Source organism: Ensifer adhaerens, assembly GCF_020035535.1.
Lineage (GTDB): Bacteria > Pseudomonadota > Alphaproteobacteria > Rhizobiales > Rhizobiaceae > Ensifer.
The window spans coordinates 262,301-288,429 of sequence record NZ_CP083349.1 but is presented as its reverse complement, the minus strand read 5'-3'; the positions used below and the strand labels follow the sequence as shown (position 1 = coordinate 288,429).

Below are 26,129 nucleotides of genomic sequence, written 5' to 3'. Positions count from 1 at the left end.
CCCCCTCTTTCGTTACCTGAGGTTCTTGCTCACCGTGGCCGCCATTTCATCGGCCGCCTGAATGATCTTGGAATTCATCTCGTAAGCGCGCTGCGCCGAGATCAGGTCGGTGATTTCCTTGACCGGATCGACGTTGGACGCCTCGAGGTACTTCTGCTTGATTTGGGCGAAGCCCGGGTCCGCAGGCGTACCGACGATGGCGTCGCCGGAAGCCGGGGTTTCCTTGAAGAGGTTGTCGCCCTGCGGCTCCAGACCAGCTTCGTTGACGAAGTTGGCGATCGTCAGCTGACCGATTTCCTGCATCGCGGGATCGTTGCCGATGCGCACCATCACCTGACCGGAACTGGTGAAGGCGATTTCCGTCGCATCCTGCGGAACCGTGATGCCGGGGACGACCGTGTAACCGTCGATGGTCACGAGCTGGCCCTGCGCATTCTTGTTGAAGGCGCCCGAACGCGTGTAGACCGTCTCGCCGTCCGGCGTCTCGACCTGGAACCAGCCGCGACCCATCAGGGCCAGGTCATAGTCGTTGCCGGTGTTGACCATGCTTCCCTGGATATGCAGGTTACGCACGGCAGCCGTCTGAACGCCGAGACCGATGATCGCGCCTTCCGGAACGATTGCCTGGTTCGAACGGTTCGGCACGCCCTGGGCGCGCTCGGTCTGATAAAGCAGATCGGAGAATTCGGCGCGCGCGCGCTTGTAACCGGTCGTGTTGATGTTCGCGATGTTGTTCGCGATCACTTCGAGGTTCAGCTGCTGGGCGTTCATGCCGGTTGCGGCAATGGAAAGGGCCTTCATGTCTCGTTCCTTCAGATCTGCATGCGCGCGATTTCGAGGTAGGCGGTGACCACCTTGTCGCGGATGGCGATTGCTGTCTGGAGCGACTGCTCCGCATTCATGACAGCATCGACAACTTCACGGGTGTTTGCCTGGCCGCGAATGCCGTCGAGCGATGCGCCCTCGGCCTTTTTCATCGCGTTGATGGTATCGGTCGCCATATCCCCGAGGACCGAGGCGAAGCTCTGCCCCTGCGGTACGCCTGGCGTGGCGGCCGGCATGCCGAAGATCGACGAAGAGGAAGATGTGGAACGGGTGCCGTCGGTCTCTTTGGTGACCGAGAACGCGCCGAGGGATTTGACTGCATCGATCATTATTGCGAGGCTCTCAACAGGTCGATTGTCTGGGAAATCAGATCGCGGGACTGCTTGATGGTCTGAAGGTTGGCCTCGTAGGCGCGGTTGGCTTCGCGCATATCGGCCATCTCGACCAGGATGTTCACGTTCGGCAACTTGACCATGCCCTTTTCGTCGGCGGCCGGATTGCCCGGATCGAACTCGATGTTGAAATCCGAATCATCCGTGCCCTGCCGTTCGATCTCGACCAGCGAAGCGCCGCTTGCCCGGTCGACTTCGGCGGCGAAGCTGACGGTCTTGCGGCGGTAGGGGTCGGCGCCCGGCGTGTCGCCGGTCGAGCGGGCATTGGCGATGTTTTCCGAGACGATACGCAGGCGGGTCGATTCCGCCTGGAGGCCCGAGGCCGATACCTTGAGGGCTGAGGTCAATGGATCCATGGTTCTTACTTCCGTACCGTCATCAGCATCATGCGATGAAACGCCTTCACAAGCCCGGCGCTAAGCTCGTAGTCGCGCTTGATTTCGCCGGTCTTCATCATTTCCTGCTCGATTGCGACGCTGTTGCCGGATTGCTGGATCTGTACGCCGTCGACCATGCCGACTTCGGCGACCTGCGAGGCTTGGAGGCCGTCGGTGAAGTGCGCCTTGTTCGTCGCAGCCATCTGCATGCCGGTGTCCTGCAGCACGCTTTCGAACGGTTTGACGTCCTTCGCCTTGTAGTGCGGTGTGTTCGCATTGGCGATGTTGCCGGCCACCACGTTCTGGCGAACGGTCAGCCACTGGGCCTGCCGGGACGCGAGTTCGAAAAGCTGAATCGGTTGCATCAAAAGCTCCATGCTTGGTGATGCGAACCTAGGCCGGTAATCTTGCGTGGGACTTTCGTCGGACGCAGATGCGACAGGAACGTTTGCGTCCCGCTGCCGGTCGGCGGGGCAAAGAGCAGCGCGCCGCGCATCTCAAGAGATACGCGGCCGTCAACGCCGACGATGTGAGGCTTGCTCAGTTGGCCTGGTAGACTTCGCCGGACGACGTGATCATCACCCACTGGCCATCGCGCTGCTCGAGCGTGGCAAGGCGGGTGTTGTCGGGCAGGACGGAACCGATGCGCACGATGTACATGCCGCTCGCGTCCTCGATCAGCGCCCGGCCGTTGGCCACATGCATCAGCTTGAAGCCCGACTTGCCGGGGAAGGGCTGCGAAAGTCCCTCTTCCGCTGCAGTCCCTTCGGGGCCCGGGCCATCGCCGATGCCGGGTACGGTCGCCGTCGTCAACTGGTCGATCGCGGCAAGCGTCTCGCCGTCTCCGTCGGGCATCGCCAATGGCGAGACCGAAACGACGTTGCGGGCGGCGCGCTCCGGCAGATCGCGGGTCGATCCCTGCCAGAGCGGCGGCATTGTGAACTTGTCCTGATGGAAAAAGGCGTACCAGGGAAAGAACGTCGCAAAGGCGGCCAGCGCGACACCGGTTGCGGCCAGGAACTTGTCGGTCATCGGCATGCGGCTGGTGCGCTTGCGCTGATGAACCATTTCGTCCGCTTCGTAATCGGTCACCGCCATCACCTCGCTCTCGCGCCCGGTTGATTGCCCATCGCTGCCGCCTTCAAGGCATTGGCGAGATCGGCAAATGCGTCCTGTGCCGGGCGCTCGCCGGCGGTCTGTGTCAGCACGTCATAGATGACCGGCACCTGCTTGATCGCCATATCAAGGTCGGGATCGCCGCCGGGGCGGTAACCGCCGATGAGGCGAAGGTCACGGGTTTCTTCGAAGCGGTGGATCAGCGCCTTCAGGCGCGCCACCAGCTTTTCCTGATCCGGTGTCCAGGCCTTGCGCGCCAGACGCGAGATCGAGGCGAGCGGGTTGATCGGCGGGTAACGCCCCTCTTCCGCAAGACTGCGCTCGAGTACGATGTGGCCATCGAGAATGCCACGGGTCGAGTCGGCGACCGGATCGTTGTGGTTGTCGCCGTCAACGAGGATGGAGATGATCGCGGTAATCGTGCCCGAGCCTTCGGTGCCGGGACCGGCGCGCTCCAGCAGGCGGGGCAACTCGGTGAAGACCGAGGCCGGGTAACCGCGGGCGATCGGTGGTTCCCCGGAAGCGGTCGCTACTTCGCGGATCGCATGCGCGAAACGGGTGACGCTGTCGACGATCAAGAGCACGTTGTCGCCATTGTCACGATAGTGCTCGGCGATGGTGACAGCCGTCAGCGGCGCCATCTTGCGCAGCATCGGGCTTTCGTCGCTGGTTGCCACCACTGCGACGGACTTTGCGAGATTGTCGCCGAGCGTATCCTCGATGAACTCGCGCACTTCGCGGCCGCGCTCGCCGACGAGCGCGATCACCACCTTGTCGAAAGCGTCGGCGCGCGCCAGCATCGAAAGAAGCGTCGACTTGCCGACACCGGAGCCGGCGAAAATGCCAAGGCGCTGGCCAAGGCAGAGAGGCGAAAAGATGTCGATCGCCCTTACGCCGGTAAGAAAGCCCTTCTCGACCCGCTTGCGGCTCATCGATGGCGGTGCAGTGTTGGAAATCGAACGGCGCACATCGCCCTGCAGCAGCGGTCCGAGACCATCGATCGGCTCGCCGAGTGCATTGATGGCACGGCCGCACCATTGATCGGTCGGCGCGACGCGGAAGGCTCCCTTGCGGATGACCGTATCATGGATGCCGATCGGATCGCCCGGTTCGATCGGGCAGACGACCACCCGCTCCGGCTCAACCCGCACCACCTCGCCGAGATGCGTTCCGGTGACGCTCTTGTGGGCGACGAAATCACCGAGCCGCACATGCCGCGACAGGCCGGTCACCGTATAGTGACCGGGCGAAATCGTCTGCACATGACCGCCGGGGGCGATCGAGAATTCGGGCTTTGCATAGCGCTCGACGAGGCCGGCAAGTGCTGCCAGAGAGGTCGATCCCGTGCTTGTCTTCAGGCTTTCGCGTTGCATGCCGGTACCCGTCAGAAATTAGCGACTGCCGCCGAGCGTCTTGACCGCTTCCTCGAGCGATCCTTCGCTGTCACGCAACAGGGACGTGATGTTGTCGAAGGCGCGCGTGACCATGATCAGCTGCGACATTTCCTGGATGGCATTGACGTTCGACTCCTCGAGGAAGCCCTGCATCACGCCGACGTCGAAACGGTCGACCACTGCCTCCGGCTGCATCGCAGGCTGCACGGCGCTGTTGTCGAGGCGCACGAAGCCGTTGCTGAAATCGGCCTGATAGAGGCCGAGCGAGGCGACAGCGACACCGTTCTGGTGGAGCGCGCCATCGGCCCCGACGGTGATTTCACCGCCATTGCCGTTGAGCTGGATCGGCGCACCCCCGGCATCGAGCACCGGATAGCCGCGGATCGTGACGAGTTCGCCGGCATCCGTCAGGGTGAAGCGCCCGTCCCGCGTCAGGGCCGGGCCAGCCGGCGTCTCGATCTGAAACCAGGCGTCGCCCTTGACGGCGAAGTCGAGCGCCGCGCCGGTGCGCGTCAGCGAGCCGTTGTTGGTGTTCAGGAATTCCTCGCCCTTGCTGACATAGGCAACCTTTGTCGGCTTCGTATCGCCGAGCATCTGGTTGAACTTCACTTCAGTGCCACGGAAGCCGACGGTGTTGGCATTCGCGATGTTGTCTGCAAGTGTGTTGAGGCGCTTTTCGAGCGCCATCTGCGACGAAATCGCGACGTAAAGACCGGTCTGCACGTTCAGCGTCCCCCGAGTTTCAGGCTATTGATGGACAGGAGAAGATCGGAAGAGATGCCGTAGCCGCTCGAAGAACCGAAGACTGCGAGCGGATCATAACCGTCCGTTGAATTTTTGATTTCCCAGAGCGCCGTGAACCGGTCGAGAAACTCGGTCAGTTTGCTCGGGCTCTGGAAGTCCTTGAAATCGATCGCCTCTTCATAGGCCTCGGCCTGACGATCGACATCGGTCGCGGCGAATTCGTCGGGCAGTTGCAGCGCCGTGCGCACCACCTGGGCCAGCGCCTCGTCGGCGATGATCTCATAACCACTGCCGATCGTCGGCGCCATGCGCGAGAAATAGAGGGCAAGCCGCACGCCGGCATTCTCTTCGCCGGCATTCTGCTCCAGCGTCTGGCGGGCGTATTTGTCGGCGACGCCCTTCTGCGCGCGGTCGAAGGATGTGGCGGCTGCGCCGTGGGCGGCGAAATTCAGCGATTCGACGAGCTGCTTGTAGCGGTTGTCGGTCAGCTTGTTGGCGAAGGCATCATCCTTGTCGATGCCTTCGGTCAGCACCTTGCGCATGAAAGCCTTGGCATAGCCCATGTCTTCGAGACCGTGAGCCTTCATGGCGTAGTTGTAGAGCCTGGTATCGGCAAAGAAATCGTCGATCGTTTTGACGTCGCCGATTTTCGACAGGTAGTACTCCGTCTCGCGGGCCACATCCGGCTGCTCGGCAACACGGGCCAACGACCTGGTCAAGTCGGCCGTTATCAGCTTGTAGCTCGTATAGGTCGTGGTCACGATCGGTTTGCCCCTGCCGGAATGACACAGACAGAGCATGCGCCCTGCCTTGCCAAATCCTGACCGGATAGCCTTGCGCGAACCTGTTCCGATGAATGCTCCCATCACCCTTACCGGCCAGCCTCACGCAAGGATGAAACCGTATCCCGTTAGCGGAAAATAAGATCGCGACAGGTATCGAAAATGAACATCATCATCGGGCTTCTTGTGACGTTCGGCTGTATTCTCGGCGGCTATCTGGCCATGGGCGGCCACATGGAGGTCCTCAACCAGCCCTTCGAACTGCTGATCATCGGCGGTGCCGGCATCGGCGGCTTTATCATGGCCAACTCGATGAAGGTGGTGAAGGACACCGGCAAGGCGCTCGGTGAGGCCTTTCGCCACCGGGTGCCGAAGGAGCGCGAATATCTCGACACGCTCGGCGTTCTCTATTCGCTGATGCGGGATCTGCGCACCAAGTCGCGCAACGAGATCGAAAGCCACATCGACAACCCGGAAGAATCCTCGATCTTCCAGGCGGCGCCGACGGTTCTGAAGAACAAGGAACTGACCGCCTTCATCTGCGACTACGTGCGCCTGATCATCATCGGCAACGCCCGTTCGCACGAGATCGAAGCGCTGATGGACGAAGAGATCCAGACCATCACCCACGACAAGATGAAGTGCTATCACGCGCTGAACACGATGGGCGACGCCTTTCCGGCCATCGGTATCGTCGCGGCCGTTCTCGGCGTCATCAAGGCGATGGGCGCGATCAGCGAGGCGCCGGAAGTTCTCGGCGCCAAGATCGCAGCCGCACTCGTCGGCACGCTGCTTGGCGTGTTCCTGTCCTATTCGATCGTCGCGCCGCTGGTCGCCAACATCAAGTCCGTCCGCGAGAAGCAGAACCGCCTCTACATCATCGTCAAGCAGACGCTGCTTGCCTACATGAACGGTTCGGTACCGCAGGTTGCGCTCGAATACGGCCGCAAGACCATCTCGGCCTACGAGCGTCCGTCGATCGATGCGGTCGAGCAGGAAATGATGAACCCCGGCGGCGGCGGCGAAAGCAAGGCGGCTTGATCCCATGAATTCCGCAACATCCAACGTTCACGCATTCGACCGGAAACTCCTGGCGCGCATGACCGGCGCGCTTGGCGACGACAAGGTGATCGGCCGGCTGGCTCTTGAGCTCGGTCAGGTCTTCGGCGAATTCCTGCCCGACATCTGCCGGGCGGAGACGGGCCTCGACGTCACGATCGGCTATGCCGGTTTCCGAACGGGGCTCCGCCAGCAGCTGATCGCCGGCCTTGGTACCGGCGTGGTGATCAGCGACGTGTCGTTGCGCAACTGGTGCGCGGATTTCCAGGTCGCCTGCGACAGCCCGATCATCATCACTATCGTCGAGGCGTTGCTCGGCGCCGAGCCTGAAGGCATCGAGGAGCCGCAGCCGCGCGCACTTTCCCAGATCGAGATCGACGTCGCCGTACCGCTTTTCGAAAAGATCGCCGACGTGTTGCGCACCGCCGTCAACGCGCCTGGCGGTTTCGAACCGATCGTCGAACGTCCGCTCAACAGCGTGTCGCGTCCCAAGGTCGATCCGATGATCGAGGACATCCATGCGGGCGCCATCGACATGACGATCGGCTTCGGCCCTGTCCTGTCCACCTTCTCCGTCATCGTCCCGCAAAGCGTCCTCTTGAAGACCACGATCGTCTTCCCGAAGGGCAGCGGCCAGCAGCGCAAGGCGAAGGCCGAATGGACCGAGCAGCTCGAGGAACAGGTCCGCCGTTCCGCCGTCACGATCGAGGCGCGCATCCGGCTCGAAAGCCTGACGCTCGAAACGATCAGCCGGCTGCAGGCAGGCGACGTCATTCCCTTCCATGACGCCCAGGACGTTCGCGTCGACGTCAACGCCAACGGTCGCGACCTTTATGTCTGCGAATTTGGACGATCGGGATCGAAATACACCGTTCGGGTCAAGGATACTCATGGCTCCGAGCAGGACATCCTTCGCCACATCATGAGTTAAATCGGCCTGCCGCGCCCTCGCAGCATGCCTGAGGCAAGCTTCAACTGGAATAGTTCTCACATGGCACCCAAGAAAGCACCCATCAACGAACAGGCAGAAGCCGCTGTCGGAGACATGGAACTCGACCAGGCGATCAATGACCTGCGCGGTGTCCTCAAGCAGGATTCGGATGCGCCGGCGGCCTTCGGCTCGGATTTCGGCAGCGAGCCCGCTGGCGCGGCAACAGATTTCGGTAGCGAGTTCGGCGCACCGGCCGGCGGCCTCGACGCGTTCGGCGGCGATTTCGGCTCCACCGACTTTGGCTCCAATGACTTCGGCGCCGATCTCGGCGGCGGCTCCGCTTCGAGCAATTTCGGCGGCACGGATTTCGGCGCGACGTCCTTCGACAGCGCTGAAGCTGCGATCTACGCGCCGCCAGGCAGCGGCATGACGGCCAATATCGACCTGATCATGGATATCCCGATCGACGTCCAGATCGTGCTCGGCACCAGCCGCATGCAGGTTTCCGGTCTCATGAACCTGAGCGAAGGTGCAACGATTGCGCTCGATCGCCGGATCGGCGAGCCGGTCGAGATCATGGTCAACGGCCGGGTGATCGGCCGCGGCGAAATTACCGTTCTCGAAGGCGACGACACCCGATTCGGCGTCAAACTCATCGAGATCAAGGGCAGCAAGAAGTCATAAAGCCCGATGATCGGGCGAAGGATAAATCCATGATGGATTTCGAAAGTTTCGAGGCTCAGGCGCTATCAAGGCCGCTGAGCCAGACGGACAAGGCGGCGGCCGTTCTGCTTGCCATGGGCAAGGGCGTAGCAAGCAAGCTCTTGAAGTTCTTCACCCAGAGCGAGCTGCAGTCGATCATCGCTGCGGCTCAATCGCTGCGCGCCATCCCGCCGCATGAGCTGGAAGCTCTCGTCAACGAGTTCGAAGACCTCTTCACAGAGGGCGCCGGACTGATGGACAATGCCAAGGCGATCGAAAGCATCCTCGAAGAAGGCCTGACCCCCGACGAGGTCGACGGCCTGCTCGGGCGCCGCGCCACCTTCCAATCCTACGAAGCCAGCATCTGGGACCGCCTGCAGGAATGCGATCCGGTGGCCGTATCGATGCAGCTTGCCAAGGAACACCCGCAGACGATCGCCTACGTGCTGTCGATGATGCCTTCGGGCTTCGGCGCCAAGGTCCTGCTGCAGCTTTCCGAAGAGCAGCGGCCGGACATCCTGAAGCGTGCGGTCAACATGAAGGACGTCAACTCCAAGGCGGCTGCGATCATCGAGAGGCGCGTCCTGGAAATGATCGGCGAGATGGAAGCGGAACGCAATTCCGCCGGCCCGGCCAAGATCGCCGAAGTGATGAACGAACTCGACAAGCCGCAAGTGGATACCCTGCTCGCGTCGCTCGAATCGCTCAGCACCGCGTCCGCCAACAAGGTGCGCCCGAAGATCTTCCTCTTCGACGACGTGCTCTACATGCCGCAACGCAGCCGCGTTCAGCTCTTCAACGACGTGTCGACGGACATCATCACGATGGCGCTGCGCGGATCGACGGGAGAACTGCGCGAATCGGTGCTCGCCTCGATCGGCGCACGACAACGCCGCATGATCGAATCCGACCTCGCCATGGGCGATGCCGGCATCAACCCGCGCGACATCGCGATCGCACGGCGTTCGATCACCCAGGAAGCCATTCGACTGGCCGCCAGCGGCCAGCTCGAACTCAAGGAAAAGGACGCGCAAGCGGCCTGATCCGACGGCCGCTTGCGGACAGCCCATCGCACGGACAGACGGCGCGCGCCATCCTCACCGTATTTCCTGTTGAGCCCTGGCGAATGCCGGGGCTCAACGCTTGCCTGCCTTGCCTTCCCGGTTCACTACTGCATTCCCTGGATCGACATCGATCTTGAAGAATATGCGGCAGCCCGACGTCTTGCAGCGACCTTTGCACGTCTGAAGAGACGCGAGGCGTTGAAGGAATCGCGATCAACGCTGCCTGGATGTAACCGGAGCCTTCCTGCTTCATGTCTGATGATCAGGATAAAGACAGCAAAACAGAGGCCCCGTCCGAGAAGAAGATCTCCGACGCCGCCGAGAAGGGTAATGTGCCCTTCTCCCGCGAGGCGACAATGTTCGCCTCGACGCTCGCGATCTACATCTTCTTCGTCTTCTTTCTTGCCGACGGCGTCAGCACCATGGCGGAGGCCTTGAAGGACATCTTCGAGCAACCCGAAGCGTGGCGGCTGGAAAACGCGACGGACGTGGTGGCGCTCATCACCCATCTTGCGTGGAAATCGACCGCGCTGCTCGTGCCGGCCTTCGTGCTGCTCATCCTTTTCGGCGTCGGCTCCTCGATCTTCCAGAACCTGCCGCGCCCGGTACTGGACCGTATCCAGCCGAAACTGAACCGTATTTCGCCGATGGGCGGTTTCAAGCGCATCTTCGGTGTCCAGGGACTGGTCGAGTTCGGCAAATCGCTGTTCAAGATCATCATCGTCTCGATCGTCGTCGTCCTGGTGCTGTGGGACGATTACTTCGCGACGCTCGACCTGATGTTCTCCGATCCGGTCACCATGTTTTCGACGATGGCGAGCGATCTCAACGAGATCATGATCGTCATCCTGTTTGCGACCGCAGTGCTGGCGATCGCCGACCTCTTCTGGTCACGGCACCATTGGTACACCGAACTGATGATGACCAAGCAGGAGGTGAAGGAGGAAATGAAGCAGGCCCAAGGCGATCCGATCGTCAAGTCGCGCCTGCGCTCGATGCAGCGTGATCGCGCACGCAAGCGGATGATCTCGTCCGTTCCGCGTGCCACGCTGGTGATCGCCAACCCGACCCACTACGCCGTCGCCTTGCGCTATGTGCGCGAGGAAAGCGACGCGCCGATCGTCGTGGCGATGGGCCAGGATCTGGTTGCCCTGAAAATCCGTGAAATCGCAGAGAAAAACGGCGTGCCGGTGTTCGAGGACCCGCCGCTTGCGCGCTCCATGTTTGCACAAGTCTCGGTCGATAGTGTGATTCCACCGGTGTTTTACAAGGCTGTGGCCGAACTCATTCACCGGGTGCATGCATCGCAACCAAAACGGATGACATAACTCCGATGAAAAAGTGCGAATTCTCCGAGAAGCGGGAACAGATCGTAGCTGAAGCAATTCGCCCCGTGGCGACCGAACTGCGTCTGATCGACGCCGCTGATTTCATCGCACTCTTGCGGTTCGAGTCCTATGCCAGCCTCGCTGATCTGGTCGAGTCGGCGGCAGAGCTCTACTTTCTGCCAGGCACGGTCAACTTCGGCCTCGGCGGCAACTACAATCTGGATTGGGATTGCGAGCCGGAAATCGTCCTCGACCTGGAGCTCAAGCCCCGTGGCGTCACCATCTATGTCCGCCTGTCCCTCGGCAACGAGACGGCCGGCATAGAGATCAGCCATATCAGCTTCCAGAACCCGTCGGCCGACCCGGACGAGAACACGGCCTTCCTGGCACGAAGCCTGGCGGACGCAAAGTTCATCAAGTCCTATGAATTGCCACTCGCCAGTTGAGGGAGCCGCTTAAGCGCGTCCGCATTTTGCCGACGCGCCGGTGCTCGAGATCCTTGCGGAGCGGGCAGCCGCGCCTGGTTCTAGCTGATGTAGCCAAGGCGGATCGCCTTGGCGATCGCCTGGATGCGGTTGACCGAATCGAGCTTGGTCGTCGCCGCCCCCAGATAGGCGTTGACCGTATGGACGGAGAGGCCCATGCGCTCGGCAATCTCTTCACTGATATGGCCGTCTCCTGCCATCTGCAAGCAGGCGATCTCGCGGTCGCTGAGCGTTTCGGCCGGCGCCATGCGCTTTTCGTCGGCGGCCAAAAGGTCAGTCATGATCATGCAGCTGCGGCCATGCAGATCCACCACCTGTTCCGTCGAGGCATCGACATAATTGCCGGCAAAGATCACGTAACCGTTGCCTTGGGCGCCAAGCCTGACGGGAAAGGCGATACCAGAAAAGGATAGATTTCGGGCCTTCAGCCGATGTGCAAAAGGCGCAAGGTCGAAGACCTCGGCCGCCTGGTGCTCCCCTGCCCCGTTCCAAAGCACAGGCAGCAGGGATTGATCGAGGTGGGCAATCAGCTCCTCGCCGTAGATGCTGACGAGATCATGCGCATTCGCTTCGGCCGATAGACCCCAGTTGTCTAGGACGCAGGTCAGCTTTCGCGCCGTTCCCTTGCCGTTGAGGCGCAGCACGGCGAAGTGCTTGGCATTGATCTGCCGCTGCATGGCTTGAAGGCGCGTGACCAAGGTCGCGGCACGCGCGGCGCGATTACCCTGTCTGGCGAGCTTTTGTTCGTCGTCGATCCGCCCGCCACCGAGAAAATGGGTCATCGCGCCCGTTCCTTACACAAGATTGTTGCGCACCGCGTAAGCAATCGCTTCCGATCGCGTCCTGGTCGCAGTCTTGCGCATGACGCTGGTGATGTAGTTGTTGATGGTGTTGCGCGAGATTCCGAGGATCACCGCGATCTCTTCGCTGGTCTTGCCTTCGGCGATCCAGAACAGGCATTCCAGTTCGCGCTCCGTCAGCTCGAAGTCTCGGTCATGTCGGACTTCTGCGCGCGTGGTGAAGCTCGCGAGATAACCGGCAAGCAGCGTGACGTCCCGCAGGCTCTCCTGTGACAGGATCACGTCTTCGGGGACGAGCAGCATCAGCGAGAAGCGCAGGCTTCCGACGTTAAAGGTGATCGCACAATATTCGCGGCTCATGCCGCGCGGCAGGTCGATATCATCGGGCAGTGCGTAGAAGCAGGGCTGCAATACCGCCAGGCACTTCTCCAGTTCGGTCGTCTTGGCGTGCAGCGACGTGACGACGCCGGAGAGACGTCGAACGACATCGAAGGGCCAATCGGAACAGACCACGAAATCGAGCCCGTTGTCCTGCGACAGGTCGTAACGCGCCAGGAGATAGTGGCCCGCGCCGACATATTCGGTCAATGCCGCCAGGCCGCTGCCCAGAGCGCCCCGCCCGGCAATATCCCCGAGCCTTCGCAAAAGCTGCTCGCGCGAGAAGCCGCCGCCGCGTGCACGTGTCGGCGCCGTCGGCAAAGGCCAGACAGCGATGTCTGCTTGCGAAATGTTCATGAGTTCAGCCCCTGTACCGGATTCCCATCCCGGAACTGCACTTGCACTGTCGCCGCCAACAGCCGGCCGAAGCCGAATATTACCACCAGTCGCAGATCAGGACGCGAATCAACTGTTAAAAATGTACATCGCTGCGAGAAAAATACCACCGCCCTGTTCTGGCTATTTACTTCCCATCCTGTGCATGGGCCGATTCGATCCAAGCGAGCCTTTCACGCTCGGCCCAGCGATGCTCATCGACGACACGAAGGCGCAACGTATTGACAGAAAACATTTTTCTCCCAAGTTGGTCGACGTTTCCGTGCCAGTTTGGCGATCAGAGGTAGCGCCATCGGCGACATTTTGCCCATGAAACGGGCGTTTATTGTCGCTCTTTGAAAATTAGAACCTGAAGAAATTATACTTTGCCTTGCCAGCTGTTGCTGAATTGCACCAGGAGGTTTTCAGTTCCTACTCATTTTACCGATATATAAATTGTGATTTCTTCAGAATAACTAATGATTATTTTAAAGTTATATTTTCATTTGACTATGTATAGACGAGTGCCGGCATAGTAGACGCCCACCCACAATGCACGCCATGCGCGCGTGCTGAATCTATAAATTAAGATAACGTTAAAATATTACCATCTTCGGCATACGACGGGACTCGACGACCTCGCTTCGAAACTTGAAGCAAATTGACAGCGAGGGCGACGGACGCGGTGGGACTCTCATAATATTTGCGCCGAACATGAACGCCTGCGCGACGCGTAAAGCAGCCGCGCTACAAACACAAATCCCGCCTCGGGGGCGGGATCTGTTGCATGCGGCACTGGGTGCGGCGGTATCAGGCGGCTTTGTCGAGAGCCCATTTGCGCAGGATCTTCGCAGCGCGTTCCTCGCTGATCTCGACCATCCGGGCCAGGCGCCTCTCCGGCCCTTCCTTGACGCGGCGATTGAAGCCACCGTCCTCGCCCATGTTGAGCAGATCGTCGGTGCTGTCGAAGCCGAAGTCCGACCCGAAGCCGTCCATAAGCGCCCCACCGGCACCGGCGGTCGCCGGAGAGAAGTCGGGCAGTTCGAGACCGGCTGCCTCGCCTTCCAGTTGGCCGGCATTGCTGCCGAAGCCGAGCTGGCGAGCCAGCGGTCGCATGCCCCAGACAACGAGGGCGGCAACCACGATGAAGGCGAGGGCATTGATGATGCCGCCGAGATTGCGGGTCAGCGTTTCCATGACGCCGGGGCCAGCGACGGCCTGGTCGAGCAATTGCGTTTCGACGAAGTCCATGGCGGTCAGGGTCACGACGTCGCCGCGGGCGGTATCGAGACCGGCGGCGGATGCGACGATCTTCTGCATATCGGCGAGATAGGCGTCGATCTTCGCCTGGTCGGCAGGTTCGCCAACCATGGCGGCCAGACGGCCACGGTTGACCACGACCGCAACAGAGAGGCGCTCGACCGTGTAGCTGTTCTTGACGGTGGCGATCGTCTTGCTGTTGATCTCGTAGTTGGTCTGCTCTTCCTTCTTCTCGGCCTGATCGCTCGATTGCGGGCCGGCGCCGCCCTTCGGGGCGGCCTGAGGAATGTTCTGCTGCACCGTCGCGGCATTGTCCGGCTGCTGTTGGCTGGACTTCTGTTCTTCCTTGGTCACGCGCGTGGAGCGCTCGACCCGCGATTCCGGATCGAAGACCGTTTCCTGGATCTGCTGCGTGTCGGTGTTCAGACGGGCCGTGACGCTGGAGCGGAAATTGTCCATTCCAAGGAAGGGCGCCAGCGCGTTGTCGATCTTCTTCTCAAGCTCGGACTGAACGTTCTGGACGACGCCGAGCGATTGGTTAAGCGCGCTGTTGGCGGGGTCGTCGCCGGAGGCGAGCAGCTGCCCGGTCGAATCGAGCACGGTTACGTCATCGACATCGAGCCCCGGTACGGAAGAGGCGACGAGATGACGGATCGAAGCGGCGGCACTGCGGCCAACGGTGGCGCTGGCACGAATCATGACCGAGGCAGTGGGATTCTGGTCCGCCTTGCGGAAGCTGCCGCGCTCCGGCATCACGATGTGGACGCGGGCGGCGGCGATGCCCGAGATCTGCTGGATGGTGCGACCGATTTCGCCTTCCAGGGCACGGACGCGCGTCACTTCCTGCATGAAAGAGGTGAGGCCGAGCGAACCGACATTGTCGAAGAGCTCGTAACCGGCATTGGCGCTGCTCGGCAGGCCGCGCTCGGCAAGCAGCAGACGGGCCTTGCTCGTCATGCCGACGGGGACCTGAAGGCTTGCGCCATCGGCGCCGACATTGAAGTCGATATTTGCCTCAGCCAGCGCGATGCTGATCTGGGTGACATCGCTGCGTTCGAGCCCGACATAGAGCGTCTCGAACGAGGGTCTGTTGACGTAAATGCCTGCCCCGAGCACCAGGCCGACGGCGACAACGCCGGCTGCCGCGAGCGCGATCAGCTTGCCTTGCCCGAGATTGCTCAGGTTCTTCGTGACCGTCGAGAGTTGATCCAACAGACTCATTCTGTTTCCGCACCCAGTATCGCAAGGTCTTCGAGCCGGTCATCGGCCGAACGCCCTGCGCAGTTCCAACATTCGGGTTTGCTGGGTATCGACATGCTTCGTATCGACTTCCAATGCGCGCGAATCTACCAGCCCCGGTCGGGACCGTAGGAAACGAAACTTGCGCGAAATTGGCTTGATCGGCTCGGACGGCAGACCAAGTGGCGATATCGGCGGGGTTATCCACCGACTGAAAAGAGCCTGCAGAGACGGATATCCGGGGCACGCGGCATGCGTGGCGCGCTGACCCAGGCGCCTTAAACTATTGATTTCACGGCTCTATTGCCAGTGCTGGACGTCGCGCAGACCTCAGGCGCGTGCTAGAAGGCCTCGAAATCGCCGGCTGCCTTGGTCAGCGGCTGGGAGTGGCCGTGGCGCAACATGCCGTTGCCAAGTGCCTTCTTCATATCGGCAAGCTTGACGAGGCTGACGGCGGTGGTCACGTCGACCAGCCAGTCATCGGGGATCGACGACGTTATCGTATCGATGAACTCGGCGAGGCCGCGCGTCTTCTGCACGGCAAGGTCGATGCCCTGCAGCACCATCATCTTGTCCGGATTGTCGAGCGCATCGACGCCGTCGTCGCCCAGGAGCTGCGGTTCGATCCGTTCGATCAGGTAGGCGACGTCATGCAGTTCGGTGACGATTCGCATCAGCACTTCGGGCAGTGCTTCTTCCACGTGTGGCATGTGGCCCTGGTAGTCGGTCTGCATTGGTATGTCTCACGTGGCTCGGGGCTTCGGTAGTCGTATTGCGGCCTGCGAGGCGCCAGCCTCGCAGGATCAGAAGAATTCGATCGAGCTTTCGGCCGGCTTCGGCGCGATGATCGGGCGCTCCTCCATCTGCACGGTGCGCTGCGTCTCGACTCCGGTCAGGGCATATTGCCGAGCCCGGCCGCTGGACGGCCAATATTCGAGCTTGCGGCCGTGCTCGCCGCCAGTGCTCTCCCCAACGATGCGGATGCCTTCGTCGAGCAGGAACTGCCGCGCGAAAGCGGCATTCTGTTCGCCAACATTGGAGAAGCGCGCGATCGTCTTGGCCCCACCAAAGATCTTGGCTTCGAGACGATCTCGGCGTGCCCCCTGTTTCAGCAGCCCGTTGATCAGGAGCTCCATCAGATGGACCCCGTAGCGGGTCGCGTCGCCGCCGGAAGCAGGCGACGTCGCGGAACCGGGCAGCAGGAAGTGGTTCATGCCGCCGACGCCGACCACGGGATCGCGCATGCACGCAGCCACGCAGGAGCCGAGAATGGTCGACAGCACGATGTTGGGATCGTTGAAGACCTTGTACTCGCCCTGGATGACATGCACGCGCTTGCCGGCGGCTTCCATGTTCATTTAAGCGCCCCGAATACGGCTTCGATCGCAGCCTTCATCTTTTCGATGGTGAAAGGCTTGGCGAGCACGTTGTTGGCACCGAGGGCCGCAGCCTTCTGAACCAGGGCACGGTCGCCCTGGGCCGTGAGGATGATGAAGGCGGCCTTCTTGGTCGTCGGATTGGAGCGGACCGCCTGCAAGAGGCCGAGGCCGTCCATCTTCGGCATGTTGAAGTCGGAGATCACCAGATGATGCGGGTTCTGGGCCATGATCTTCATGCCCTGCTCCCCGTCACCGGCGGCAGTGATCTGCTTGAAGCCGAGCTGCTGCAAGGCGTCACCCAGGAGCAGGCGGCTGGTTACCTGATCGTCGACGATCAGAACTTTGATTTTTTCGGCGATGGACATTATTCGCTTCCTTCCTTGCGGAGCGCCGCTGCTTTCAGGACCTCCTCCCCGATGGATCCGAGGGGGAGCTGGGTTTCAACGGCGCCCAATTCATAGGCGACTCTCGGCATGCCGTAGACGACACATGTCTTTTCGTTTTGTCCGAAGGTCTTTGCCCCGGCATGCCGCATTTTCAGGAGGCCGGAGGCGCCGTCGCGCCCCATGCCGGTCAGAATGACGCCGATCGCATTGCGACCGGCAAGTTCAGCAACGGAATCAAACAGCACGTCCACCGACGGGCGATGTCCGTTGACCGGCTCGCGATCGACCAGCCGGCAGCAGGGTGCCGTGGGGTTGGAGACCTGCAGATGGCGCTCGCCACCCGGCGCCAGATAGACCTTGCCGATTTCGAGCCGCGCGCCGTCCGTCGCCTCCTGCACCGCCGGCGCGCACAAGCGGTTCAGCCGCTCGGCAAAGCTCCTGGTGAAGGTGTGCGGCATGTGCTGGGTGATCACTGTCGGTGGGCAATTGGCCGGGAACTTCTGCAGCACCGTGATCAGCGCTTCCACGCCACCGGTCGAAGCGCCGATGGCGATGATCTTGCGGCTGGCCCGGTATTCCGAAGCCGTGTTCGCATTGGCAGCAGCGGGAGCGGCGGCAACCCTGTTGCCGGTGATGATGAACTTGCGTTGCGAGCGTGCGGCGGCCTTCACCTTGTCGACGAGGCCGGCGAACGGATGAGGATCGCCCGGATGCGGCTTGCCGACGCAATCGAAGGCACCGATCTCGAGTGCGGCGATCGTCGCCTCGGCACCCTTGTGCGTCAGCGTCGAGACCATGATGACCGGCATTGGCCGCAGCCGCATGATCTTGTCGAGGAATTCGAGGCCGTTCATGTTCGGCATTTCGATGTCGAGGGTGACGACATCGGGGTCAAGCTGCTTGATCGCCTGGCGCGCTTCCATGGCATCGGCCGCCTGGCCGACGACGGTCACATCAGGATCGGCATTCAGGACAGCGGTAATGAGGCCACGCATGGTGGCCGAGTCGTCAACGACGAGAACACGTGCGGGAGCGGTCATGCCCGTCCTCCATGAAACTTGCCGGTATGGCGGTAGGTGGTGATGCCGATGTTGTCGAAGTGCGCCTTGGCGTCACCCGAAACGCGCTCGGAATGGCCTATGTAAAGATGTCCGTCGGTATTCAGCATGCCGGCGAAGCGCGACCAGATCTTCATTTGCGTCGGCTCGTCGAAATAGATGACGACGTTGCGGCAGAAGATGACGTCGAACGGACCCTTGAACGGCCATTGCGCCATCAGGTTCAGCTCGTTGAAGGTGATCAGCCGCTTGACGCGATCGTCGATCTGCCACTTGAAGCGGCCACCGGCATTGACTTCGGAGAACCACTGCTTGCGCATGGCCGGATTGACGGTCTCAAGCGCCGTCGCGTCGTAGGCCCCGGCGCGGGCAAGCGCCAGGATCTTCGGGTCGATGTCGGTCGCCAGGATCCGGAAGTCGTAGTCGGCCGCATTCGGCAGCAGCGACAGAACCGTCAGCGCGATCGAATAGGGCTCCTGCCCATCCGAGCAGGCGGCCGACCAGATGCGCACGCGACCGCCGGCCTTGGCACGGGCGATCAGTTCCGGCAGCACCTCGGTCTTCAGGTGTTCGAAATGATGGTTCTCGCGGAAGAACCGCGTGAAGTTCGTCGTCAGGTGCGAGAGCATGTCGCGCCGCGCGGCAGCACCGGCGGGTGAAGCAACCAATTGGCAATAGTCACGGAAACCCTTGAGCCCAAGATTGCGGATGTGCTTCGACAGACGCGAATAGACCAGCGATGCCTTGCTCTCGTTGAGATAGATGCCGGCATCCGCATAGATCATGGCGGCGATCTCGGTGAGATCGCGACGGGTCAAGGGATATTCGCCGCTTGCCAGGCACTCGTCCGGCGACAGCTTCTGTTCGAACGCTACCTGGTTCCTCATGCGGCTTCCCTTTCTTCCTGCGGGAAGATGGCTTCCAGCTCAATGAGGCAGATCATTCGACCTTCGATCGCGAGCACGCCGCGAGCGAAGCTCTTTTCGAACTCCGACGACACAACATCCGGCGTCGGCTGGATCTTGTCGTCGGTGATCGTCAGGATGTCGGAGACGGCGTCCACCAGAAGGCCGACGACCTGGCTCTTTACCTGCGCGACGATGATGACGTGACGGACCGTCGGATCGGCCGGCGTCATGCCGAGGCGGGCCGAAAGATCGACGATCGGCAGCACGGCACCACGCAGGTTGATCACGCCGAGGACATAAGGTGGCGCATGCGGCATCGGCGTCGCAGGCGTCCAGCCACGGATCTCGCGCACCGACATGATGTTCACGCAGAATTCCTGAGCGCCGACACGGAAAGCGATCAGCTCCCGCCCGTCCGTCAGATTTTTTGCGGCGTAGGTCATTGTCATTATCCGACAGCAGCAAGTGACATTTCAGGCTTCAGCGATTGCCCGCGCGAGGCGGCGACGATCGCATCGACATCGAGGATGAGCGCCACGCGGCCGTCGCCGAGGATGGTCGCGGCAGCGATGCCCGGCACGTGTGTGTAGTTGGCCTCGAGGCTCTTGATCACCACCTGGCGCTGCCCCTGGATCGCGTCGACCATCAGGGCACGCTGGCCGCCACCTTCGGATTCCACCAGCAGCGCGACGCCCTCGACCGGGTTCGCCTGGATGGCGCGGAAGTTGAGGATGCGACCGACATCGACCAGCGGGCAGAAGGAATTGCGGATCGAGATCAGCCGCTGGTTGGAGCCGAAAGAGTGGATCGCCGACGCCTCAGGCTGCAAGGTCTCGACGATCGCGGTCAGCGGTACGACGAGCGTCTGGTTGGCGACCGTGACCACCATGCCGTCAAGCACGGCAAGCGTCAGCGGCAGGCTCATCGTGAAGACCGAACCGTGGCCCGGCTTCGAGGAGATGTTGATACGGCCGCCGAGCGCCTGGATCGAGCGCTTGACCACATCCATGCCGACGCCGCGGCCGGAGATGTCGGAGATCTTGTCCGCCGTCGAGAAGCCGGCGTGGAAGATCAGGTTGTCGATCTCTTCGTCCGAAAGATTGGCGTCGGCCGCGATCAGGTCGTTATCGATCGCCTTCTGGCGCACCTTCTCGCGGTTGATGCCCGCGCCATCGTCGGCAAGCTCGATGACGATGCGGCCGGAACGATGCTTGGCCGTCAGGCGCACGGTGCCTTCGGCGCTCTTGCCGGCGGCAACGCGCTTCTCCGGCGTTTCGAGGCCATGGTCGACCGCGTTGCGGATCATGTGGGTCAACGGCTCGGCCAGCTTGTCGATGACCGTCTTGTCGACCTCGGTATTTTCGCCTTCAGTGATCAGGCGGACCGACTTGCCGGTCATGTCGGCGATTTCGCGAACGATACGCGACATGCGCTGGAACACCGGCTTTACCGGCTGGGCACGGATCGCCATCACCGAGTCCTGGATCTCGCGGGTGAGCTGCTGCAGCTCTTCGAGGCCCATATTGATCGAGGACGTGCCGTTGGTGTCGTTTTCGACGACGCTCTGCGAGAGCATCGCCTGGTTGATGACGAGTTCACCGACGAGGTTGATCAGACGATCGACACGGTCGAGATCGACGCGGATCGTCGGCGTGGCGGCCGATGCGGCGGCCTGCTGTGCGGCAGCGCTCTGCGCTGCGGCACTTGCGGCTGGCGTCGACTTCTCGGCCGGCGCCCGCGCGGCGGACTGAGCCATCTGAAGCACGTTGCTGGCCGTGCCTGCGGCAGAAACCGCAGCATTGCGGATTTCCTGCTGCTGGACCGCGAGCTGTTCCTCCTCCTCGACGACACCGACGGAAACCGCCGGTTCATCATCAAGGATCGACAGATCGAACGGCACCGGCTGCATCGGCAGCTCTTCGCCCGACTGCACGGCCTCGTCCTCGACGAGAGAAATCTCCAGGTCGCAATCCCACTCGGCGAATTCGAAAACGGAGCGGATGGCGTCCTCGCCCTTGTCGGTCTTGAGCGAGATCTTCCAGAAGAAATAGGCGTTCTCCGGGCTCAGCCGATCGAGCGTCGGCAGTGCGCCCATGTCGCAATGGATGCTCATCTCGCCGAGGCGGGAGAGGTCGCGCAGAAGCAGCGTTGCCTCATTGCCCTTGGCGTAGAGATCGGACTTCGGCTTGAAGACGATCTCATAGGTGGGCGTTTCCATCAGCGGTGGCTCTTCGTCCGCTTCGAAGTCGTCGAAGGAGAAGGCGACCGGCTGGAAGCCTTCGTCATTGACCGGCGGCGGAGCCACGGCGGCGACCGGCTCAACCGGTGCAGCGGACACCTGCGGCACTTCACCGTTTGCCAGAGCTTCGAGCTCCTTGATGAGCTGACGACTGCGCGCCTCGTCAACGCTGCCGCCATCGCGCGCGGCGTTGGTGAGGTCGGCCAGCACGTCGGCCGACTTCAGCATCACCTTGAGAACCTCCGGTCCGGGATCGAGCCGGTTGGAACGAACGCAATCAAGGGTCGTCTCGAACACATGCGCGAAGGAGACGAGGTCATCGAGCCCGAAAGCGCCGGCGCCACCCTTGATCGAGTGCACCGCACGGAACACCGCATTGACCGTTTCCGGATCGCGGTCGCCGTCATTGAGCTTCAGCAGACCCGATTCCAGTTCGGCGAGTTGTTCCTCGCATTCCTGGAAGAAGATCTCTTTGATTTCGTTCATATCCATTGGAGGCTATCCCCGGACTTCAGGCCGTTACGCGCTCGATTGCATCGATGAGTTTGGTCGGGTCGAACGGCTTGACAATCCAGCCCGTTGCTCCCGCCTGTCGCGCACGGTTCTTCTTCTCCGCATCGCTTTCCGTGGTCAGAACCAGGATCGGAATGGCGCGATAGCGGTCGTTCTTGCGCACGCCTTCGATGAAACCGAAGCCGTCGAGACGCGGCATGTTGATGTCGGTGACGATCACATCGGGGTTGGCTTCTTCCAGTACCTCAAGGCCCTCGACGCCGTCTTCGGCCTGGATCGTTTCGAATCCGGCATTGTTCAGCGTGACCAGCAGCATGTTTCGGATCGTCCGGGAGTCGTCGACCGTCAGAACTCGCTTCTTCATTTCTCAAATCTCCTTTGCCACCAGGTGGTCGATCTCGACCCCGATGAGCTGTGTCGTTTTCTCGAAAGCGTCCGACACCTTGCTGAAGGTGAAAGACAAATGATCCTCTTCCCAGGTCTTGGCGCCGGCCATCAGCACCTGGACACAAAGCGTCCCGACCCGCTCGACCGCCGAGGCGTCGATCACGATATCGCTGCCCTTGAGCGCGAGCAGCTTCTCATGCAACGCCGTCGCCTCGTTCAGGTCCAACACCGGAGCGAGGCTGAGCGTCTTCTGAGCGGTCTTCTTGCTGGCCATTCCTGTCTTCCTCGACTGCTAACTCTGTACTGCCCTTGAAATCAGCGCTGCCATCCGGCGAACTGCCGCTGCGGCCCATCGTCGAACAGCGCGGCCGTCGGTTCCTCGGGAAACACGCGCGGGGCCGGCCGGCTCGGTTCGCGACCGACGGCTGACGAGACGGGATGGCGCCGCTCAAGACGGAACCGACGGATGGTCTCGCCAAGCTCGACGATGACGGTGTGGAGATCGTCCGACGAACGCGCGGTTTCTCCCGCCAAGGCAGCACTTGCCTGCACGCCCTGGGAGATCGTGCCGATCTCGGCGGCAACGCCCCGGAGGTCACCCACCTGCTGCTCAGCTTCGCGGGCAATGCCCGACACCGCCGAATTGATCGACGTGACCTGCTCGACAATGTTGCTGATCGCGTCCTGGGTGCGGCCGACAATCTCGACGCCGGTTTCGACCTGCGCCTTGGTGCCGGTGACGAGCTGCTTGATCTCGCGTGCCGCCTCACCGGAGCGCTGCGCGAGCGCGCGCACTTCCTGGGCGACGACCGCAAAGCCGCGACCACTGTCGCCGGCGCGGGCCGCTTCGATGCCGGCGTTCAGCGCCAAGAGATTGGTCTGGAAGGCGATCTCGTCGATGACGCCGATGATCTGACCGATCTTTTCGGCGGATGCCTCGATGTCGGCCATGGCCGTGATCGCCTGACCGGCGATTTCGCCGCTGCGCTCGACCGCGATGCGGGTTTCGTTGGCCTTCGTCTCCGTCGCACTGATGCGGCCGGAGCCGCTCGTCATGCGACCGGCCATGTCGGCGAGCGCTGCAAGCTGGCCGGACAGCGCATCGGCTTCGGCGGTCGCCTTGTCCGAGAAGGTTGCCGCGTTTGCGCGCATGCGATCGACCAGGGCTTCTGCGGACCGATTGTGCTGATCAGATGCCTGCAGGCTCTGCTGGATTTGCTCCAGCGCCGTATTCAGGCTGGCGACGATCGGCTGGTAGGCTTCCGCCGTTGCTTCCGGCAGCCGAGCACCGAGATCGCCGTGGCTCAGGCTCTCGGCAAAGTCGCCGAAGAGCGCCTTGACTTCCTGCTCGTCGGCACTGCGCTGCTCGGTCAGTTGACGCTGGTGCTGTTGACGCAGTGCGTTGAAGCGGAGCGAAACGCCGATTTCGGTGTCGACGAAGACTGTGCGCACGAGCGCGGCGACGAGGTCGCAGAGTTCGCGGCGTCGCGTCTTGCCCATCGGCAGGAAGGATCGTGGCCAGGCGTCTTCGATGAGGCCTACGAGGAGTTGCTCGAGCACGACCGCATGGCTTGCCATCTGCCAGCGCGGATCGAGACCCATGCGGCTTGCGGTATCGGCGAGGACCTTGACGCGCTCGGCATAGAGCCCGTCAAAGCGCGCGTCGGTCAGCACGTTCCAGTGCGAGGATTGAAGGTCCTGAAGGCGATCGATCTGGCGGTCGCTTTCGAAATGGCGGGAGGCATCAGGATAGGTTTGGAGGCGCTGGAAAAGGTCACGAAGCGCCTGGTCGATGCGGGGAGAAAGCTTCTGCCTGTGGTCGCGGACGCGGTTGCAGCTTTCCTCGTCGAGCCCGGCAAAACGCAAGCGCTCCAGCAGGCTGCCTGCCTGGCCCTTCCTTGCCTGTTCTGACGATGCTTCCTGCCTCAACGCTGATCCCCGGGTAGTGCGTGCTTTCGAATTTGCCCTGGGGAGGTTCAAGGGGAGCCACGGTCCACCGGACGTGCACGCCACATCGATGAGATCAGCCCCCGCCGCTGGCGTCTGCTATCGTTCATCCCGCAAGTTAATTCGGTGAAGAATGGATACCGGACCGGAACCGGTACGGCGGGGCGGCATCATGCCTTGAGGAGACTTGTGAATTATCCCATTCCGACGTGTGGGACCATGTTTATGGTTAATTCCTTGCCTGAAGGTTAACGGTCCCTAGCCTCTAATCGGAATCACTAAAATTCGCGGGGTGTTTTCGCAGGCGATTTTTGCACCGCAACAAAACTGTAATAAAGGCCCCGGATTTCAACAGGTTCTCAATCACAAGAGTTTAGAATTGTACTTTGACTTGCGCTCGCGTATCGAAGCGAAAGTGAAGTGGGCGCTCGATGCGCGAAGAAACCTTCGCACCGGTCAAGGCGACATCATGACGATGCGCTTACAGGAAACGAACAATGATTGTTCTTGGTATTGGCGCCGCGCTTACAGCAATCCTGACAATGACGGCAGTATCGATCGTGCTCAACATCGAACACAACCGCTCGGCAAAGCGCAGTTCTGTGTTTTAATCAGGCTCAGGTCCGTCTCTTACTGACACAACCGAGCACCTTGCGGCCGTGAACGGGTGTTCTACGGCTGTTTTTCTTTGCCCGCATGCTGCAGGGCGGCCTTGCGCCACGCCTGCGCGTAGCTGACAAAGCTCTCGGGTATCTCACCGTCAACCGGCTCGACCCCGGTCCTGACCCTCGATCCCTTTATGAGGCAGGCTGCGCCAAGGCTCGTACCCGTAACATTGTGAGGATCGGCGAAGACTGGCCGGCCTGTGGCCGCAGCAAGCATGCGCAAATAGGCCTTGTTGACGGCAAACGGTCCCTCGACAACGACCTCGCCGCGGGCTCCGATCAGATCGAGGCAGGTGGCCGTCATCAGTGCCAGATGGAACGAGACGACTGCGAAACGCTCGACGGGAGCAAGCGTCTGTTCGTCGGTCGTCCAGACCGCCTTCGACGCCGGAAACGGACCGGATCCCTCGGGAATGGAAGGCAGCAGCATGTAGCCGGCCTGGGCCACCGCATCTTCCACCGACGGCGACGCGGGAGCTGCCCCCTCTCCCAACAATAGCTGAAAGGCGCGGCCACCCATGAAACGGGCGGAGGGTACGGGATCGCCGAGCGCATTGACGTTGATGAGCGTGTCGCGACGTTCGTCGAGCGCCTTCGGCTCTGCCCCGACCGCCAGCATGACGACCCAGGTGCCGGTGGAGACCACCGAGAATGGCGAGGCCCGCGTCAGCAGATGCGGGAGCAGCGAGGCATTGGAATCATGAATGCCGCAATAGACAGGCGTCCCGGCCGCAATCCCGGTTGCGGCACAGAGTTCCGCCCGCAGAGCACCAGCGACATCACTCGCCTTCAGTACCGGCGCGAAAAGCGGCCGCCAGCCCTGGCGTTCGACCAGAGACGAGAACGTGGCGGCGCGCGGATTCCAGAGATCGGTGTGACAACCGAGCGACGTGAGCTCGTTGCAGAGCACGCCGGTCAGGCGGTAGGTCCAGTATTGCGCATAGGTGAGGATCGAGGCGACCCTGGCAAACTCAGCCGGGAAGGCCTTCTGCTGCCAATAGAGCTGCGCGCCGACATTGAGACCCATCGGCAGGCGGGCCGAGCCGGTCTCCGAAAACGGCGGCCGCGCCGCACCATATTCGGCGGCGAGGGTGTCGGGGCCAGCGTATTCGTAGTCCAACACCGGCAGCGCCAGGTCGCCTGATGCATCGAGCACGACCGCGGTCGCGCCATGGGTGGTGATCGAGATTGCCTCGAAGGCGTGTTCGGAATTGAGCGCCGCAAGGCTCTCGAGCAGGAAGGCCCAGAGACGCTCGACATCGAAATGCGGATAGGGACCATCGGCGCGTACCGCATTCGCCGTCTTGCGCACGGCGATCTCCTCGAAACGGTCGAGGTCAACGGCCGCTACCTTGGCATTGGTCTTGCCGATATCGATAACGCCAACAACCCGCAT

At 61.7% G+C, this 26,129-nt stretch carries 28 protein-coding genes; 6 read left to right on the top strand and 22 right to left on the bottom strand.

All coding sequences use genetic code 11. From position 1 onward, the window contains the following. Nucleotides 1-12: 12 nt before the first annotated feature. The 8 genes from flgG to LAC81_RS01310 form a co-directional block, all read right to left on the bottom strand. Complete coding sequence (gene flgG / locus LAC81_RS01345; protein ID WP_113536433.1) at nucleotides 13-801, bottom strand: flagellar basal-body rod protein FlgG; 789 nt, start codon at nucleotides 799-801, stop codon at nucleotides 13-15. 11 nt (nucleotides 802-812) lie between these two features. Then, nucleotides 813-1,154: a flagellar hook-basal body complex protein FliE gene (locus LAC81_RS01340; protein WP_065372406.1), complete on the bottom strand. Its 342-nt coding sequence runs from the start codon at nucleotides 1,152-1,154 to the stop codon at nucleotides 813-815. Further along, nucleotides 1,154-1,573 carry a flagellar basal body rod protein FlgC gene (flgC, locus tag LAC81_RS01335; protein ID WP_113536434.1) on the bottom strand — a complete coding sequence of 140 codons (420 nt, stop codon included), beginning with the start codon at nucleotides 1,571-1,573 and terminating at the stop codon, nucleotides 1,154-1,156. Before flgC ends, LAC81_RS01340 begins: the two co-directional genes overlap by 1 nt. A gap of 5 nt (nucleotides 1,574-1,578) precedes the next feature. Continuing rightward, entirely contained in the window at nucleotides 1,579-1,959 is a 381-nt protein-coding gene (gene flgB / locus LAC81_RS01330) for a flagellar basal body rod protein FlgB (protein WP_113536756.1), read from the bottom strand. A 175-nt stretch (nucleotides 1,960-2,134) separates the two neighbouring features. Continuing rightward, nucleotides 2,135-2,692, bottom strand: coding sequence for a flagellar protein (locus LAC81_RS01325; protein WP_223726416.1), 558 nt, complete (start codon nucleotides 2,690-2,692; stop codon nucleotides 2,135-2,137). Then, a complete protein-coding gene (fliI, locus tag LAC81_RS01320; protein ID WP_223726415.1) occupies nucleotides 2,692-4,083 on the bottom strand; it encodes a flagellar protein export ATPase FliI in 1,392 nt (463 codons plus the stop codon). Before fliI ends, LAC81_RS01325 begins: the two co-directional genes overlap by 1 nt. A gap of 18 nt (nucleotides 4,084-4,101) precedes the next feature. Next, nucleotides 4,102-4,827, bottom strand: coding sequence for a flagellar basal-body rod protein FlgF (flgF, locus tag LAC81_RS01315; protein WP_223726414.1), 726 nt, complete (start codon nucleotides 4,825-4,827; stop codon nucleotides 4,102-4,104). Nucleotides 4,828-4,829: 2 nt separating this feature from the next. Beyond that, complete coding sequence (locus LAC81_RS01310) at nucleotides 4,830-5,609, bottom strand: DUF1217 domain-containing protein (protein WP_223726413.1); 780 nt, start codon at nucleotides 5,607-5,609, stop codon at nucleotides 4,830-4,832. A 183-nt stretch (nucleotides 5,610-5,792) separates the two neighbouring features. Here LAC81_RS01310 and motA point away from each other — a divergent pair, with 183 nt between their 5' ends. The 6 genes from motA to LAC81_RS01280 all read left to right on the top strand — a co-directional run bounded on the left by motA (nucleotide 5,793) and on the right by LAC81_RS01280 (nucleotide 11,160). After that, nucleotides 5,793-6,671, top strand: a complete 879-nt coding sequence (gene motA / locus LAC81_RS01305) for a flagellar motor stator protein MotA (protein ID WP_113132131.1) — start codon at nucleotides 5,793-5,795, stop codon at nucleotides 6,669-6,671. 4 nt (nucleotides 6,672-6,675) lie between these two features. Then, a complete protein-coding gene (locus LAC81_RS01300; RefSeq protein WP_223726412.1) occupies nucleotides 6,676-7,620 on the top strand; it encodes a FliM/FliN family flagellar motor switch protein in 945 nt (314 codons plus the stop codon). 24 nt (nucleotides 7,621-7,644) lie between these two features. Beyond that, nucleotides 7,645-8,304 carry a flagellar motor switch protein FliN gene (fliN, locus tag LAC81_RS01295; protein WP_223726411.1) on the top strand — a complete coding sequence of 220 codons (660 nt, stop codon included), beginning with the start codon at nucleotides 7,645-7,647 and terminating at the stop codon, nucleotides 8,302-8,304. Nucleotides 8,305-8,333: 29 nt separating this feature from the next. Next, complete coding sequence (fliG, locus tag LAC81_RS01290) at nucleotides 8,334-9,365, top strand: flagellar motor switch protein FliG (RefSeq protein WP_223726410.1); 1,032 nt, start codon at nucleotides 8,334-8,336, stop codon at nucleotides 9,363-9,365. A 272-nt stretch (nucleotides 9,366-9,637) separates the two neighbouring features. After that, on the top strand, nucleotides 9,638-10,714 hold the full coding sequence (gene flhB, locus LAC81_RS01285; RefSeq protein WP_113536441.1) for a flagellar biosynthesis protein FlhB: 1,077 nt from the start codon (nucleotides 9,638-9,640) through the stop codon (nucleotides 10,712-10,714). Between the two features lie 5 nt (nucleotides 10,715-10,719). Then, complete coding sequence (locus LAC81_RS01280; protein ID WP_065372397.1) at nucleotides 10,720-11,160, top strand: hypothetical protein; 441 nt, start codon at nucleotides 10,720-10,722, stop codon at nucleotides 11,158-11,160. 80 nt (nucleotides 11,161-11,240) lie between these two features. Here LAC81_RS01280 and visR read toward each other — a convergent pair whose 3' ends face one another. The 14 genes from visR to LAC81_RS01210 all read right to left on the bottom strand — a co-directional run bounded on the left by visR (nucleotide 11,241) and on the right by LAC81_RS01210 (nucleotide 26,129). Next, on the bottom strand, nucleotides 11,241-11,981 hold the full coding sequence (visR, locus tag LAC81_RS01275) for a transcriptional regulator VisR (RefSeq protein WP_113536442.1): 741 nt from the start codon (nucleotides 11,979-11,981) through the stop codon (nucleotides 11,241-11,243). Between the two features lie 12 nt (nucleotides 11,982-11,993). Further along, the gene (gene visN, locus LAC81_RS01270) at nucleotides 11,994-12,734 is read right to left on the bottom strand and encodes a transcriptional regulator VisN (RefSeq protein ID WP_223726409.1); all 741 of its coding nucleotides are present in this window, start codon (nucleotides 12,732-12,734) and stop codon (nucleotides 11,994-11,996) included. Nucleotides 12,735-13,562: 828 nt separating this feature from the next. After that, nucleotides 13,563-15,233, bottom strand: a complete 1,671-nt coding sequence (fliF, locus tag LAC81_RS01265) for a flagellar basal-body MS-ring/collar protein FliF (RefSeq protein WP_223726408.1) — start codon at nucleotides 15,231-15,233, stop codon at nucleotides 13,563-13,565. A gap of 359 nt (nucleotides 15,234-15,592) precedes the next feature. After that, on the bottom strand, nucleotides 15,593-15,985 hold the full coding sequence (gene cheT / locus LAC81_RS01260; RefSeq protein ID WP_113536445.1) for a chemotaxis protein CheT: 393 nt from the start codon (nucleotides 15,983-15,985) through the stop codon (nucleotides 15,593-15,595). A gap of 69 nt (nucleotides 15,986-16,054) precedes the next feature. Then, nucleotides 16,055-16,609, bottom strand: a complete 555-nt coding sequence (cheD, locus tag LAC81_RS01255; RefSeq protein WP_113536446.1) for a chemoreceptor glutamine deamidase CheD — start codon at nucleotides 16,607-16,609, stop codon at nucleotides 16,055-16,057. Next, nucleotides 16,606-16,995, bottom strand: a complete 390-nt coding sequence (locus LAC81_RS01250; protein ID WP_034851752.1) for a response regulator — start codon at nucleotides 16,993-16,995, stop codon at nucleotides 16,606-16,608. The genes cheD and LAC81_RS01250 overlap by 4 nt, the downstream gene beginning before the upstream one ends. Next, nucleotides 16,995-18,056: a protein-glutamate methylesterase/protein-glutamine glutaminase gene (locus LAC81_RS01245; protein WP_223726407.1), complete on the bottom strand. Its 1,062-nt coding sequence runs from the start codon at nucleotides 18,054-18,056 to the stop codon at nucleotides 16,995-16,997. The genes LAC81_RS01250 and LAC81_RS01245 overlap by 1 nt, the downstream gene beginning before the upstream one ends. After that, a complete protein-coding gene (gene cheR / locus LAC81_RS01240; RefSeq protein ID WP_223726406.1) occupies nucleotides 18,053-18,961 on the bottom strand; it encodes a protein-glutamate O-methyltransferase CheR in 909 nt (302 codons plus the stop codon). Before cheR ends, LAC81_RS01245 begins: the two co-directional genes overlap by 4 nt. Continuing rightward, complete coding sequence (locus tag LAC81_RS01235) at nucleotides 18,958-19,425, bottom strand: chemotaxis protein CheW (RefSeq protein ID WP_113536449.1); 468 nt, start codon at nucleotides 19,423-19,425, stop codon at nucleotides 18,958-18,960. Before LAC81_RS01235 ends, cheR begins: the two co-directional genes overlap by 4 nt. Nucleotides 19,426-19,430: 5 nt before the next feature. Then, nucleotides 19,431-21,713, bottom strand: coding sequence for a chemotaxis protein CheA (locus tag LAC81_RS01230; RefSeq protein ID WP_223726405.1), 2,283 nt, complete (start codon nucleotides 21,711-21,713; stop codon nucleotides 19,431-19,433). 19 nt (nucleotides 21,714-21,732) lie between these two features. Further along, a complete protein-coding gene (locus LAC81_RS01225; protein ID WP_025425897.1) occupies nucleotides 21,733-22,098 on the bottom strand; it encodes a response regulator in 366 nt (121 codons plus the stop codon). A 3-nt stretch (nucleotides 22,099-22,101) separates the two neighbouring features. Then, a complete protein-coding gene (locus LAC81_RS01220) occupies nucleotides 22,102-22,395 on the bottom strand; it encodes an STAS domain-containing protein (RefSeq protein ID WP_065372388.1) in 294 nt (97 codons plus the stop codon). Nucleotides 22,396-22,436: 41 nt separating this feature from the next. Then, nucleotides 22,437-24,050: a globin-coupled sensor protein gene (locus LAC81_RS01215; RefSeq protein ID WP_223726404.1), complete on the bottom strand. Its 1,614-nt coding sequence runs from the start codon at nucleotides 24,048-24,050 to the stop codon at nucleotides 22,437-22,439. Nucleotides 24,051-24,740: 690 nt separating this feature from the next. Beyond that, nucleotides 24,741-26,129 carry an FGGY-family carbohydrate kinase gene (locus LAC81_RS01210; RefSeq protein WP_223726403.1) on the bottom strand — a complete coding sequence of 463 codons (1,389 nt, stop codon included), beginning with the start codon at nucleotides 26,127-26,129 and terminating at the stop codon, nucleotides 24,741-24,743.